Genomic DNA, 13111 nt, shown 5'->3' on the forward strand with positions numbered 1-13111 from the left:
TGGGTGTCAGTGGGCAGTTGTTAGTTGCCCGTATCGTTTTGCGCAGCCTGACAACTGACAACCACTCACTGACAACTAAAAACTCTTTTTTCTTAGCAAAGATACAAAAAAAGGCACCCCTAGCAGGGCTGTCACCAAGCCCACGGGCAAGCCGGCGGGCGGGTAAAGCAGCCGAGCCAGCAGGTCGCAGGCCAGTAGGAAGCCCCCGCCCAGCACCGCACAAAATGCCAGATTGAGCCGCCCCGTAGTGCCCAGCAGGCCGCGCGTGAGGTGTGGCACCACCAGCCCCACGAAGCCCACCGGGCCACACAGCGCCACTACGCCGCCCGTGAGGGCCGCTACGAGCGCTAGCACTATCCAGCGCAGGCGCGCCACCGGCAAGCCCAGCGCATGGGCGCGCTCCTCACCCAGCAAGAGCAGGTTGAGGTCTTTCTGCAAAAAAACCAGCAAGCCCAGGCTACCCGCCAGCACGGCCGCCGGGTAGCCCAGCACCGGCCAGCCTGCCCGCTCAAAAGACCCAAACGCCCAAAAAACCACGGCCTGCAGGTTGCCCTGGTCGGCTTTCAGAAACGTGATGAGCGAGCCCACCGCAGCGGCCAGCGCGCCCACGGCCACGCCGCCCAGCAGCAGCGGCGCGGGCAGCACCCGCCCGCGCCGCGAGCCAATGGCCACTACCAGTAGTGTGGCCAGCAGGCCGCCCGCCAGCGCAGCCAGCGGCGGCAGATACAGCCCGCCCAGGGTGAGGGCTGGAAAAAACAGGTAGGTCACAATGGCCCCCAGCGAGGCCCCAGAGGCTGTACCCAGCAGGTAGGGGTCGGCCAGCGGGTTGGTGACCAGGGTTTGCAGCAGGTACCCACTGAGCGCCAGGCTGGCCCCCGCCAGCCAGGCCAGTAACAGCCGCGGCAACCGCAGCTGCACCAGCACCAGCTGGGCCGGGTCGGTGGGGTCATATTGGCGTAGCGCCTTGATGATAAAAGCGTAGCTGGTGGCATAGGAGCCTACGCGCAGCCCCAGCAGCAGCAGCAGCAGCGTAAGCAGGCTACCCGCCAGCAGCCAGCGGCCAGGGTGAGTGCGCGGCATGGCTAGCGGCTTAGGAGGGTTTGTAGCTCGCGCACGGCTTCTACTATGCGGGGACTGGGGCGTTGCAACAGGTTGGGAGTGGTAGCATACACGCGCCGGGCCTGGCAGGCGCGGGTTTGGCGCAGCTCGGGGTAGTTTTTGAAAAATGTGCTGTCCATTTTGCCCAGGCTGCCGCCCAGCATTACCTCGGGGTTTAGCCGCAGGATATACTCCCGCGTGAGGGCCGGAAACGGCTGGGCAAAGGTGTCGCGCACCGCATTTTGCCCGCCGGCCAGCCGCACCATATCCGTAAATAGCGTATTCCGGCCATATACGTAAATCGGGTCGCTCGAAACCAGCGCCAGCACCGTAGGGCGGTGGGCCGGCGCGGGTGCCGTGGCCAGCTGGTTTAGCTGCGCTTGCAGCGAATCGGTGAGCTGGCGGGCCTGGGCAGGGCGGCCCAGCAACCGGCCCAGGTCGTTGATACCGCGCAGCACGTCGGCTACGGTACGGTATTTCTGATAATAAACCGGAATGCCCAGCTGCTGTAGGCGAGCAGCGGCATCGGGAGGCGTCATGCCTTCCAGCGTAAACACTACGTCGGGGCGCAGGGCTACCAGCCGCTCCAGGTCGAGCGGATAAGAATTTACCAGCGGCTTGTGACGCACCGCGGCCGGGTAGTCATCGGCCTGCGTGCGGGCGATGATAGTGGCCGTATCGGCCACGGCGTACAGCATCTCGGTGAGACTGGGCACCAGGGCCAGCACGCGGCGCGGGCGCACGGGCAGCGTCAGGGGCCGGCCCAGGTCATCATGCACGGCTACAGTGCCAGCGGCCGCACTCAGGGGCTTATTTTCGGGCTGGCAGGCTAGCAGCCCGGCCAGTAGTCCACTTAGAAGAAGCGAAACGCGCATGGCGGCAAAGGTAGCCAGCGGTTGCAAGGCCCTACCTTTAAGGCCAGATTTCGTTTGCCTTGCAGCTGATAGCCAACCGCCGTCAGCCATCAGCCACAACCCCTATGATAGTCGTAACCGGAGCCGCCGGCTTCATCGCCAGCTGCCTTGTCTCCCGCCTCAACGCCGCCAATTTCAATGATATCGTGGTGGTCGATAATTTCGCCGTCGAAAAAAAGCTCCCCAATATCCGGGGCAAAAAGCTGCGCGAGTACGTCGACCGCGAAGAGTTTTTTCCGTGGCTCGACGCCCACCACGAGCAGGTGGAGTTCGTTTTTCACCTTGGCGCCCGCACCGATACCACCGAGCAGGACCCCGCCATCTTCGATTTGCTCAACCTCAACTACAGCAAGCAGATGTGGGAGGCCTGCGTGCGCTACAACCTGCCGCTGGTGTATGCCAGCAGCGGGGCCACCTACGGCGACGGCCGCCTCGGCTACTCCGACCAGGACGATGCCCTGCCCCAGCAGCTGCGCCCACTCAACCCCTACGGCGACTCCAAAAACGACTTCGATAAGTGGGCCCTGGCCCAGGAGCAGAAGCCTTACTTCTGGGCGGGGCTGAAGTTCTTCAACGTGTACGGCCCCAATGAGTACCACAAGGGCCGCATGGCCTCGGTTATCCTACACGCCTTCCGCCAGATAAAGGAAAACGGCAGCATGCAGCTTTTCCGCTCGCACAACCCCGCGTACGTGGACGGCGGCCAGATGCGCGACTTTGTGTACGTGAAAGACGTGGTGGAAGTATGCTACTTCCTGCTGCACCACCGCACCCACTCGGGCCTCTACAACCTCGGCACCGGCCAGGCGCGCACGTTTATGGACTTGGCCCTCAACACGTTTTCGGCAATGGGGCTGCCCGCCGATATTCGCTTTCGCGATACGCCCGAGGATATCCGCGACACCTACCAGTACTTCACCGAGGCCGATATGCGCAAGCTGCGCAGCATCGGCTACGACCGGCCTTTTGCATCGCTGGAGGAAGGCATCCGCGACTACGTGCAGGGGTATCTGGCAGCAGGCTCTTATTATTAATACTCGTGAGTATCTGCTGGCAGCATGTATGATTTGGAGTTACTCAAGCTTCATTTAGAGGCTCGTTGGGGGAAATGTACTGACCAGCTTCGTATTCCGGACCCGCATAAGAAGATACCTCTATCTTTTCAGGTACTGGAATTTCCTCCAAGCGACGGGCATAATTTCTGGATTTATTCTACATTGGGTATGTCCATCGATATGGACGCCCATTTTATAGAGCTACACGTATTTTCTCAAAAGCAGGATAGTAGCTTAGTTGAATTACTGACAGTTACAGCATCATTCCACCGCAATGACAGCCCGCTTGGGTTACATCATAGCGTTTTCATTGGCCGACCCTGGCAGGATAATTCCTTATGTGACCACGCATTTCTCTCCTTGCCCTACCTAGACGGAGTCGAACTTGAGACTTTTGATTTTGGCGAGAATCATCTCCACAACCTTTGGCTCTTACCCATCACTGAAAAAGAGCGGGATTATAAAATGCAGCAAGGCTGGAATGCATTAGAGGAACTATTCGAAGCCAAAGGACTCTATTACTTAGACCCCAATAGAGTTTCCTGTGCATAAAAAAGGCAGACCAACTGGTCTGCCTTTTCCTTTTTACTTCATGCCCGCCGACTTCGTCGCACTGGCCGCCCGCCCGCCCGGCTTCAGCAGCGCGGCATAGCGGTTGGGGTCGTTGAGTACCGCAATGGCAGCCTGAATATTGGGGTCATCATCGAAGCCGGCTTCGGTACGGCCTTTCTCGTAGTAGTAGCGCGAGGCAATCTCCTCTTCCAGCAGCTCCCGGATTTCGGGCTTGAAGCGTTGCAGGTCGTTGGTTTTGTTGGCGGCCACTTTACGCTTAATAGCGTCCAGCTCCAGCTTCACGTCGTCGTAGTGCTTTTCTTCCTTCACCTTTTTGGTAAGGTCGGTCAGCGAGCGCTCAGCATCGGTGCTATAGGCCATATTCTTACCTTGCAGATACGCCACAAACTTCTGGTAGTCAGTATCTGAAAGCTTGAAATCGCGGGCCGGCGGAATCGTCGCGTGCTCGGCGTGGTAGCGGGTTGCAAAGTCAAAAAGGTAGCTTTTCTGGATGAGCACCCGCGTAATATCCGCAATCTGCCGGTCCTGAATATCAATATCGGGTGCTACGCCGCCACCGTCGTAAACCGTGCGGCCGGCCGCCGTCTTAAACGCGGTGCGCAGCGAGTCGGGAAACTTGCTCAGCGCCCCATCATCGGCCCGGTGCGAGTAGTCGATTTCCTGAATGCATCGCCCGCTTGGTATATAGTATTTTGCAGTTGTTACCTTCAGCTGCGAGTTGTAACTCAGCGGCCGGGTGGCCTGCACCAATCCTTTCCCGAAAGTGCGCTCGCCTACCAGCACGGCGCGGTCGTAGTCCTGCAACACCCCCGATACAATCTCCGAGGCCGACGCCGAGCGGTTGCTCGTGATAATGGCAATCGGAATCTGTGTATCGAGGGGCACGTCGAGCGCTTTATACGTCTTGTTCCACTCCGTCACCTTACCCTTGGTGCTTACCACATCCAGGCCTTTGTCAACGAATAGGTTAGAGATATTTACGGCCTCATTCAGCAGGCCGCCGGGGTTATCCCGGATATCAAATACAATCTTCTTCGCGCCCTTTTCCTTGAGCTTTACCACGGCATTGCGCACCTCGCGGCCCGCATCCACGGTAAAGCCCGCCAGCTGAAAATAGCCGATATCGTTGGTCAGCATACCGTAGTAGGGCACGTTATCAACCTGAATCTTATCGCGGGTAATATCAACCGTCACCGGCTTGTCCTGGCCATAGCGGGTTACAATGAGCTTTACCAGCGAATTGGCCTGCCCTTTAAGCAGCTTGCTGATGTCGGCGTTGGTTTTTTTATCAACGTTAATGTTGTTGATAGTCAGAATCTCATCGCCGGGCAGCAGCCCAGCTTTCTGGGCCGGGTAGCCTTCGTAGGCGCTCTGGACCACGGTTTTACCGTTACGCTTCACCACTACCGCCCCAATGCCGCCGTACTGGCCGGTGGTGAGGGTGCGAAAATCCTCAATGTCGTCCTCCGGAATGTAGTTCGTGTACGGGTCGAGCGACTTGAGCATCCCGTCGATGCCCGTTTTCACGAGCTTGCCGGGCGTAATCTCGTCCACGTAATACGTATTGACTTCCTTGAAAAGCGTCGCGAAAATATCCAGATTTTTGGCTATCTCGAAGTACCGCTCGTTATCGGAAGCAGCGCGAAAGCCTGCGAGACCCAGCGTACTGAGCGCCAGCGTTGTGAGAACTTTTTTGCGGGTAGTCATCGGGCTAAAGAATAGCTAATCAAGAATAAATCTCTGCCCTGGCTGCTAGTAGCGTGCCGCAAGGGCTCGCGGCGCTAAACTGCCGGAAAGGCCGTGCCATCCTACCGCCTTGGCAAGAAGATGGCGCTTTTTTCTTCTTTTACTAGCGTGAAGATAGCGAACCTACGGCGCGGGTTGCACCGAAGATTCTGCCAGCAAACGTTTAAGCCCGGAAATTAATTTTTTTTCTAGCAGCGGCAGCTCACTTTTTTCCTTGCCGGTGTACAGAATACCCAGCAGCGCCACCGGGTGGCCGCCTTCAGCTTCCGTGAGGCGGTGCTTATTAAGGCGATACGCCTCCCGCAGCAGGCGCTTCAGGCGGTTGCGGTCGACGGCGCGCTTAAAGGTGCGCTTGGGCACGCTCACCAGCACCTGCGGGGCAGCAGCGGTGAGGGCGGGAGCCGGAAGCCAGGTGAGGCGGAGCGGATAAACGCCAAAAGAGGAACCCTGCTTGCTAAAAAGCTGCTCGATGAGCTTTTTGCGGCACAGGTGTTCCTCTTTCGGAAAGGTGTAAACCCTTTTCGGCGCGGTAGCGCTTGCCTCAGCCCCCGGCTCCCTCTCTGGTGCAGAAGGGGAGCCGAGCGATTGAGATTGTTCCATAAACTGAGTAGCCAACAGCCATCAGCTTTGGGCTAATAGCTTAGCAGCCTAGCGCTTGTGACGGCCTTCGTCGGATACGGTGAGGCGCTTGCGGCCTTTGGCACGACGGCGGGCCAGCACATTGCGGCCGTTAGCGGTTTCCATACGGTTGCGGAAACCGTGCTTGTTGCGGCGCTTGCGCTGCGAGGGCTGATAGGTACGTTTCATGACAAGTCAAATTGCGAGTTGGGCCGGCAAAGGTACGAATTTAGGTTTACAATAGCAAGGGCTGGCTCCAACAGCGTAGCCCTTCATGTAGGGGCGGGCAACTTGCCCGGCGCCAAACGGCGTATCACTCCGCCTTCCCTCTTCTAGCTTTACCTCCTGTTTCAACGCCGGCCATGACCTACTACCACGTTTCTTTCGAGAATCCGCTCACGTTTTACCTCCAGGTTCAGCTCATGGTAGAGGTGCCGGCCGAGGCCACCGGCCCGCTGGCCCTGCAGCTGCCGGCGTGGCGGCCCGGCCGCTACGAAATCCAGAACTTCGGCCAGAAGATTCAGCACATGGAGTTTAGCGATGCCGAAACCGACGAGCTCCTGCCCTACCGCAAAGTCACGAAAGACCGCTGGGAAGTGAGCGGCGCAGCTGGCCGCAGCGTGCGGGCGCGCTACAATTTTTATGCCCACCAGATGGACGCCGGCGGCTCGTGGCTCGATGCTACCCAGCTGTACCTCAACCCGGTGCAGGCGCTGCTTTACGCCGAGGGCCACCAGGAGCTACCCTGCCAGCTTACCCTGGATTTGCCGGCCGACTGGCGCCTCGCTTGCGGGCTGCCCCAAACGCTGCCCAATACCCTGCAAGCCGCCAACTTCGACCAGCTGGCCGATGCGCCGCTCATTGCCAGCCCTACCATTCAGCACGAGCAGTACGAGGCGGGCGGCCTGCCCTTCCACGTGTGGGCGCAGGGCGACGAGGCGGTAGTCAACTGGCCCCGGCTGCTGGCCGACTTCAAGGCCTTTTCGGAAGAGCAGCTGACGCTCTTCGGCGGCTTTCCGGTGACCGAATACCACTTCCTGAACCAGTTTTTGCCCTATAAGCACTACCACGGCGTGGAGCACCACAACTCGACCGTGATTGTGCTGGGGCCGGCCGAGCAGCTTATGCAGGAAAGCCTATATAAGGAGCTGCTGGGCGTGAGCTGCCACGAGCTGTTTCATACCTGGAACATCAAAGCCATCCGGCCCGCCGAGATGCAGCCCTACGATTACAGCCGCGAGAATTATTTCCGCACCTGCTACATAGCCGAAGGTATTACTACCTACTATGGCGAATACCTGCTGGCGCGCAGCCACGTGCGTACGCCGGCGCAGTATTTTGAGGAGCTGAACACCGTGCTGCACAAGCACTACGCCGATGCCGGCGGCCATAACCTTTCGCTGGCTGATGCCAGCATGGACCTCTGGCTCGACGGCTACAAGCCCGGCGTGCCCGACCGCAAAGTGAGCGTGTATCACAAAGGCGCGCTGGCGGCGCTGCTGCTCGACCTGACCCTGCGGCAGCTGCACGGCCACGCCCGCAGCCTCGACGACGTAATGCGCCGCCTCTATGAAGAATTCGGCAAAACCGGCAAGGGCTACACTGACGAGGACTACGTGCGCGTGGTAACCGAAGTAGCCGGCCGCAAGATGCAGGTGTATTTCGACAAGTTTATCAACGGCACCGCGCCCCTGCAAGAGCCACTCGACAAGGCCCTGCACACCGTAGGCTGCCAGCTGGTGGCTTACGAAAACGCCTCGGCCGCCGAAGGAAAATTTGGCTTCCGCACGGTGGTAAAAAACGAGCGTACCGAAGTGACGTACATCTGGCCCGGCTCGCCGGCCGCCGCAGCCCTTACTGTTGATGATGAGCTGGTAGCCATCAACGGCCGCCGGGTTGAGTCAAACTTACAAAGCCTGCTCAGCACCGACGCACCGCACTACGAAGTCGCGGTATTCCGTCAGAACCGCTTATTGCTGGTGGAGCTGGCCGCGCAGCCGGGCATTTCGTTCGGCCCCCGCTACGCGGTAGAAAAGCTAGCCGAAGCTGATGAGGCGCAGAAGGCCGGCTTTCGAAATTGGCTAGGGTGGGATTTTTAAATCGCGGATTTTGCCAATTCAATTGTTATTCCTACAACAGCTCTTGAAGCTGTTTAGGAAGTAGGCGAGCGACCAATTCTGCGCAGCAGTAGCACGGTAAAGGCCAGCCAGTGAAACGCCAGCCAGGTATGCAGGCAGGTTTCAAAGCGCACGAGTAGCGTTTTGAAGCCGTCGAGCCAGGCGTTGAGTTGCTCAATAACCTGTCGGCGGCGGTAGAGTTCGGGGTCAAACAGGGTATCATCGTCGATTTGCCAGTCGGCCGAACGCCGGTTGCGCGGGATGTTGACCTCAATATCGCGGTGGGCACAGGCCTGGCGTAAGCTGTTGACATCAAAGGCTTTGTCGGCGTTCAGAAACAAGCCTTGCAGGCACAGGTCCGCCTGCTCCAACGTTTGGCAAAGCTCGCCAAAGACGGCTTCCAGCTCAAACGTATCGTGGTGCTGCCCGGCCTGGGGCGTGGCCAGGGCCAGCGGCTGGCCCTGGTTGTCGGCCAGGAACAGGGCGTTGGTGGTGCGCGCCGCTTTGCGGCCCTGGTAGCCCACGGCCACCCCGCCGTTCTTGGCCGGTGTGTGGCTGCCGTCGAGTTGCACGCTGGAGAGGTCGAGCAAGCGGCGGTGTAGGCGCAAGAGCGTCAGCCACAGCTTTTTCCAGGCCCTTGTTTGCTCCAGGTGTGGAAATGATAGTACACCCCCTGCCAACTCAGGGGCTCGCCGCTGAATAGGGCGGCCACCGGTAGCCAGCGCCACTGACAGCCGGTTTTGAGTTTGTAGAGAATGGCGCCCACCACCTCGGCCGGAGCCACGCGCCGCCGCCGGCCCTGGCTGGGAAAGGGTAAATAGGGCAGTAGCCAGGTCACGATGATATCTTTGGAGAGGACTTCCACGGGCAGGCGTAAGAAACTTGGTTGGGTCGCACCCCAAATTTCTCTCCGCCGTGGGAGTCTTTTTTGTTTCCAGCCTACTTCCTAAACAGCTTCCTTATCAGTAGTCTGGCAGTAATGAAGTATAAAGCCCCGCTGATATCCTCAGCGGGGCTTTATACTTCATTCTTCGAAATCTAGTCAGCGTGGCTACCAGGGCCCTTTTTGGGACTATTGGTATCTATCGACATGGGGCTGTTGCCCTGCGGGTTGCTACGGGGCTTGTTGGCCTGCGTGTGGCGGGTTTCGTTAGCGTTGCCGCCGGGCGTGTTGCCGCGGGTCTGGTTGCCCTGCTGCGTTAGCTCACTCTGGTTGAGGTTCTGATTGGTAGTGCTGTCAACGTGCTCACCGGCAGCGTGGTCGCCTTTGTGATGGTGGGCATTGTCAAATGGGTTTACCGAAGGCTTATCAGCAGCGAGGTTATCTTGTTTCTTTGACATGGCTAGGGCACGATTAAGGTGGGATTACTCTTCGCCTCCTTGTACCGCGATGCCCGCGCTGGGGTTGCTATTCTGCCCGCTTCTCGTTTAAATACCCCACTATTTTCGGTGGGCTCAGTTAGCTAATTTCTCCAGCGCTGTCCGAAACTCCGGGGTATCATAATCGGCCATGCCGTCGTGGCGGTCGGCCAGCTGGCCGCTGGGCGTGAGCACGATAGTAGACGGAATCGAGGGCGAGTCGAAGGGCGCAGGCAGCGGCGCAGCTGGAAAATAAACCGGCATAGTATACCCTCTGCGCTTCAGCAAGGCCCGCGCCTTGTTGGGGTTGGCATCGAGCGAAATCAGCACGAAGGCCACTTTAGCGGTATCCGTTTTTTGGTAGAGGCCTTGCAGACCGGGCATTTCGGCCAGGCAGGGCGGGCACCAGCTGGCCCATAGATTGACGAGCACGACCTTGCCCGCAAACCGGCGCAGGTTGGTGGGGCGGCCATCGAGCGTGTAGAGCGGCAGCGGGTGTGGGTAGTCGCGGCGCTCGCTGGCAAACTGCACCGGCACTGCTGCCGGGCGCGTGGGCGGTGTGGCCCGCCACAGCCCCGTAGCCAGCAGCCCACGCTGAAGCGTACTCAACACGGGCTGACGCAGGCCGGTCGTCATTACCACCGCAAAGGCTGCGAAGAAAAAGATTTCGCCTCTGTTTTGGCGCAGCCAGGTTGGCATAAGCTAAAAACCATTTAAATTATTTCCGAATAAAAAAGAACGTCAGGCTGAGCTTGTCGAAGCATTCTGGTCGCTTCAGTGGACTACTACTCCAACTGCGCGGGCAAGATGCTTCGATTAGCTCGGCCTGACGTTCCGGATAATTTCTTGATGCCGTTGTTAGGCTACTACGCTGGCGGGCTGCACTTTCACCAGCTCCTCGAACTGCGCCTCGCGGGCTTCGATTTCCTCCTGCGTAAGGTTGAGCAGCCGCTCGGTGCCAAACTTCTCTACGCAGAACGAGGCCATGGCCGAGCCGTGGATAACGGCACGCTTTACGTTCTCAAACGAGCAGTCGTCGGTGGCCGAGATGTGGCCGATAAAGCCGCCCGCAAAGGTGTCGCCGGCGCCAGTGGGGTCAAATACCTCTTCCAGCGGCAGGGCCGGCGCGTAGAATACCTTATTCTTGTGGAAAAGCAGCGCGCCGTGCTCGCCTTTCTTGATAATCAAAAACTTAGGGCCAAAAGCCAGAATCTTACGGGCCGCCTTCACCAGCGAGTACTCGCCCGAGAGCTGCCGTGCTTCCTCGTCGTTGATGCTGAGCACGTCGACCATCTCGATGGTAGCCAGCAGCTCATCAGGGGCCACATCCATCCAGAAGTTCATGGTGTCGAGCACGATGAGCTTGGGGCGGTTTACGAGGCGCTGCACCACCAGGCGTTGCACCTGCGGGGCCAGGTTGCCGAGCATCAGGTATTTGCAATCCTGGTAAGCGTCGGGAATAATCGGGTCAAACGAGCCGAGCACGTTCAGCTCCGTAGTAATCGTTTCGCGCGAGTTGAGGTCTTTGTTATACTTACCCGACCAGAAAAACGACTTCTCATCGGCCTTGATTTGCAGGCCCTCGGTATTCACCCCGTGCTCTTCCAGCGTCAGAATATCAGACTGCGGGAAGTCGCCGCCCACTACCGCTACCAGGTTTACCGGCTTGGTCGAGTACGAAGCCGAGAGGCTGATGTAAGTAGCTGCGCCACCGATGATTTTGTCGGTTTTGCCAAAGGGAGTTTCCAGGGCGTCGAAGGCCACGGAGCCGATAACGAGCAGACTCATTGCGAGTAATTAGAGGAGTAGAAAATGGATGCTTGGCTAAGCAACTATGCAAATAACAAAAAAAGTCCCCGGATTCGCATCCAGGGACTTTTGCGAGGGTAAATAATGGGGCTCGAACCCACGACCTTCGGAATCACAATCCGACGCTCTAACCAGCTGAGCTATATCTACCGTGTGGTGGTTTGTGGGGCAAAGATACGGCTGGGAATGTTTTTTGCAAGGTTTTCAACCAAAAAACATCACCCTTGGCGTGCGTAGCGCCCCAGAATGAGGCAATCGCGCCCGAATAATACCCGCGCCCGGCATTCGGTCGGGGTTCGGGAGCAACAGCCGGGCCAGCTCACCTTACCAAATGTTGTTTAGCCTCCCGCGCAGCAAAATAGCCCGACCTTTGCCAAATGGATACCCCCGCCGCGTTCGCCGATTTTAAGCTCAATAAGCAATTACTCAATGCCGTAGCCGAGGCTGGCTTTACCGAGCCTACGCCGGTGCAGCTCCAGACTATTCCGCTGCTGCTGGCCGGGCACGACGTGCTGGGCATCGCCCAGACCGGCACTGGCAAAACGGCCGCTTTTGGCTTGCCGCTGCTCATGAAAGTAAAATACGCGCAGGGCGAGCACCCCCGCGCCCTGATACTCGCCCCTACCCGCGAGCTGGCCATTCAGCTGGAAAAGCACCTGAAGGCGCTGGCAACATATACAGATTTGCGAATATTTGCTATCTACGGCGGGCTGGGGCCCAAGACGCAGATTGAGACGATAAAGGCGGGCCTTGACATCCTGATTGCCACCCCCGGCCGCCTGATGGAGATTTACCTGAAGGGCGACCTCGTGCTCAAGAACCTGACTACGCTGGTGCTCGATGAGGCCGATAAGATGATGGACATGGGCTTTATGCCCCAGATTCGGCGCATCCTGGAGATTATTCCGCGCAAGCGTCAGAATGTGCTGTTTTCGGCCACTATGCCCGAGCGCGTGACGGTGCTGAGTGAGGAATTTCTGGAGTTTCCGGTGCGGGTGGAAGTAACGCCGCCCGCCCAAACAGCCCAGACCATTACCCAGAGCCTGTACGAAGTGCCCAACCTGGCCACCAAGATAAATCTGCTCGAATACCTGCTGCACCGCGACGCGGCCGAGATGACGCGGGTAATGCTGTTTGCCCGCACCAAGGAAAACGCCGACGAGGTAGCCCGCTTTTTGCAGCGCAAAGCGCCCGTGGGCGAGGTGCGCGTGATTCACGGCAACAAGGGCCAGAACGCCCGCCTCAACAGCATGGATGCTTTTAAGGAGGGTAGTATTCGCTACCTGGTGGCTACCGATGTGGCGGCGCGCGGCATCGACGTGCCGCAGGTAAGCCACGTCATCAATTTCGACGTGCCGCTGATTTATGACGACTACGTGCACCGCATTGGGCGCACGGGGCGGGCGCGGCACACGGGCGCGGCCATCACCTTCGCCAACCCGGCCGAGCGCCAGCACATCGAGCGCATTGAGGAGATGATTCGGCAGGAGATTCCGCTGCTGCCCATTCCGGAGGAAGTGGAGATTACGAATACGCCTTTTGTCGAAGGCCAGCAGCACGCCCGCGTGCTCGACGAGCAGCGCCGCCGCCAGGACCCCGAGTTTAAAGGGTCATTTCACGAAAAGAAGGAGTGGATAAAGCCCGGCGTGACCATCGACAAGCGCACCGGCAAGCCTTTTGAGGAAGGCAAGCACCACAAGAAAAGCCAGAAAGGCAACAAGAAGAACCCCGGCAAGAAGGGCGCTTCGGCACCCGCTATGAAGGCTATCAACGCCCGGCCCCGGCGGCGCAGCAGCTGATGGAGGTAAAAGCTATAACTCTT

Annotated in this window: 12 protein-coding genes, 1 tRNA gene and 1 pseudogene; 4 read left to right on the top strand and 10 right to left on the bottom strand. The window is 58.7% G+C overall.

Features of this window, described 5'->3' with window-relative positions:
* Positions 1-75: 75 nt before the first annotated feature.
* Positions 76-1080 (bottom strand): FecCD family ABC transporter permease, encoded by a 1005-nt coding sequence (locus GKZ67_RS12185; protein WP_173242638.1) that lies wholly within the window; start codon positions 1078-1080, stop codon positions 76-78.
* A gap of 2 nt (positions 1081-1082) precedes the next feature.
* Positions 1083-1973 (bottom strand): ABC transporter substrate-binding protein, encoded by an 891-nt coding sequence (locus tag GKZ67_RS12190; protein ID WP_173242640.1) that lies wholly within the window; start codon positions 1971-1973, stop codon positions 1083-1085.
* 104 nt (positions 1974-2077) lie between these two features.
* Between GKZ67_RS12190 and rfaD the strand changes: the two genes are divergently transcribed.
* Together rfaD and GKZ67_RS12200 are read left to right on the top strand one after the other, a co-directional pair.
* Positions 2078-3046: an ADP-glyceromanno-heptose 6-epimerase gene (gene rfaD, locus GKZ67_RS12195; protein WP_173242642.1), complete on the top strand. Its 969-nt coding sequence runs from the start codon at positions 2078-2080 to the stop codon at positions 3044-3046.
* Between the two features lie 33 nt (positions 3047-3079).
* Positions 3080-3619 carry a suppressor of fused domain protein gene (locus GKZ67_RS12200; protein ID WP_173242644.1) on the top strand — a complete coding sequence of 180 codons (540 nt, stop codon included), beginning with the start codon at positions 3080-3082 and terminating at the stop codon, positions 3617-3619.
* 33 nt (positions 3620-3652) lie between these two features.
* Here the strand turns inward: GKZ67_RS12200 and GKZ67_RS12205 are convergent, their stop codons facing one another.
* The 3 genes from GKZ67_RS12205 to rpmH form a co-directional block, all read right to left on the bottom strand.
* Complete coding sequence (locus tag GKZ67_RS12205) at positions 3653-5347, bottom strand: S41 family peptidase (RefSeq protein WP_173242646.1); 1695 nt, start codon at positions 5345-5347, stop codon at positions 3653-3655.
* A gap of 162 nt (positions 5348-5509) precedes the next feature.
* Positions 5510-5986, bottom strand: a complete 477-nt coding sequence (locus tag GKZ67_RS12210) for a ribonuclease P protein component (RefSeq protein WP_173242648.1) — start codon at positions 5984-5986, stop codon at positions 5510-5512.
* Positions 5987-6034: 48 nt separating this feature from the next.
* The gene (gene rpmH / locus GKZ67_RS12215) at positions 6035-6193 is read right to left on the bottom strand and encodes a 50S ribosomal protein L34 (RefSeq protein ID WP_068337113.1); all 159 of its coding nucleotides are present in this window, start codon (positions 6191-6193) and stop codon (positions 6035-6037) included.
* Positions 6194-6366: 173 nt separating this feature from the next.
* On the opposite strand from rpmH, the gene GKZ67_RS12220 reads away from it, so the two are divergent.
* Positions 6367-8103, top strand: a complete 1737-nt coding sequence (locus GKZ67_RS12220; protein WP_173242650.1) for a M61 family metallopeptidase — start codon at positions 6367-6369, stop codon at positions 8101-8103.
* Positions 8104-8156: 53 nt separating this feature from the next.
* On the opposite strand, the pseudogene GKZ67_RS12225 reads toward GKZ67_RS12220, so the two are convergent.
* The 5 genes and pseudogenes from GKZ67_RS12225 to GKZ67_RS12245 form a co-directional block, all read right to left on the bottom strand.
* Positions 8157-8992, bottom strand: a pseudogene (locus GKZ67_RS12225) (IS5 family transposase).
* A 167-nt stretch (positions 8993-9159) separates the two neighbouring features.
* A complete protein-coding gene (locus tag GKZ67_RS12230) occupies positions 9160-9462 on the bottom strand; it encodes a hypothetical protein (protein WP_173242652.1) in 303 nt (100 codons plus the stop codon).
* Positions 9463-9576: 114 nt separating this feature from the next.
* Positions 9577-10179, bottom strand: coding sequence for a TlpA family protein disulfide reductase (locus GKZ67_RS12235; protein WP_254244791.1), 603 nt, complete (start codon positions 10177-10179; stop codon positions 9577-9579).
* A gap of 159 nt (positions 10180-10338) precedes the next feature.
* Complete coding sequence (locus GKZ67_RS12240) at positions 10339-11268, bottom strand: PfkB family carbohydrate kinase (RefSeq protein WP_173242654.1); 930 nt, start codon at positions 11266-11268, stop codon at positions 10339-10341.
* 97 nt (positions 11269-11365) lie between these two features.
* Positions 11366-11439: transfer RNA gene (locus tag GKZ67_RS12245), tRNA-His, on the bottom strand.
* A 227-nt stretch (positions 11440-11666) separates the two neighbouring features.
* Here GKZ67_RS12245 and GKZ67_RS12250 point away from each other — a divergent pair.
* Positions 11667-13088: a DEAD/DEAH box helicase gene (locus GKZ67_RS12250; RefSeq protein WP_173242656.1), complete on the top strand. Its 1422-nt coding sequence runs from the start codon at positions 11667-11669 to the stop codon at positions 13086-13088.
* Positions 13089-13111: the final 23 nt, after the last annotated feature.

Origin of the sequence: Hymenobacter sp. BRD67, from assembly GCF_013256425.1 — a bacterium.
GTDB lineage: Bacteria > Bacteroidota > Bacteroidia > Cytophagales > Hymenobacteraceae > Hymenobacter.

What these genes read in the sequence shown, in the direction of transcription:
- GKZ67_RS12190 (WP_173242640.1), bottom strand. Translation starts at nt 1,973, where the DNA reads ATGCGCGTTTCGCTTCTTCTAAGTGGACTACTGGCCGGGCTGCTAGCC.
- rpmH (WP_068337113.1), bottom strand. Translation starts at nt 6,193, where the DNA reads ATGAAACGTACCTATCAGCCCTCGCAGCGCAAGCGCCGCAACAAGCAC.
- GKZ67_RS12235 (WP_254244791.1), bottom strand. Translation starts at nt 10,179, where the DNA reads ATGCCAACCTGGCTGCGCCAAAACAGAGGCGAAATCTTTTTCTTCGCA.
- GKZ67_RS12220 (WP_173242650.1), top strand. Translation starts at nt 6,367, where the DNA reads ATGACCTACTACCACGTTTCTTTCGAGAATCCGCTCACGTTTTACCTC.
- GKZ67_RS12230 (WP_173242652.1), bottom strand. Translation starts at nt 9,462, where the DNA reads ATGTCAAAGAAACAAGATAACCTCGCTGCTGATAAGCCTTCGGTAAAC.
- GKZ67_RS12240 (WP_173242654.1), bottom strand. Translation starts at nt 11,268, where the DNA reads ATGAGTCTGCTCGTTATCGGCTCCGTGGCCTTCGACGCCCTGGAAACT.
- GKZ67_RS12185 (WP_173242638.1), bottom strand. Translation starts at nt 1,080, where the DNA reads ATGCCGCGCACTCACCCTGGCCGCTGGCTGCTGGCGGGTAGCCTGCTT.
- GKZ67_RS12205 (WP_173242646.1), bottom strand. Translation starts at nt 5,347, where the DNA reads ATGACTACCCGCAAAAAAGTTCTCACAACGCTGGCGCTCAGTACGCTG.
- GKZ67_RS12250 (WP_173242656.1), top strand. Translation starts at nt 11,667, where the DNA reads ATGGATACCCCCGCCGCGTTCGCCGATTTTAAGCTCAATAAGCAATTA.
- GKZ67_RS12210 (WP_173242648.1), bottom strand. Translation starts at nt 5,986, where the DNA reads ATGGAACAATCTCAATCGCTCGGCTCCCCTTCTGCACCAGAGAGGGAG.
- rfaD (WP_173242642.1), top strand. Translation starts at nt 2,078, where the DNA reads ATGATAGTCGTAACCGGAGCCGCCGGCTTCATCGCCAGCTGCCTTGTC.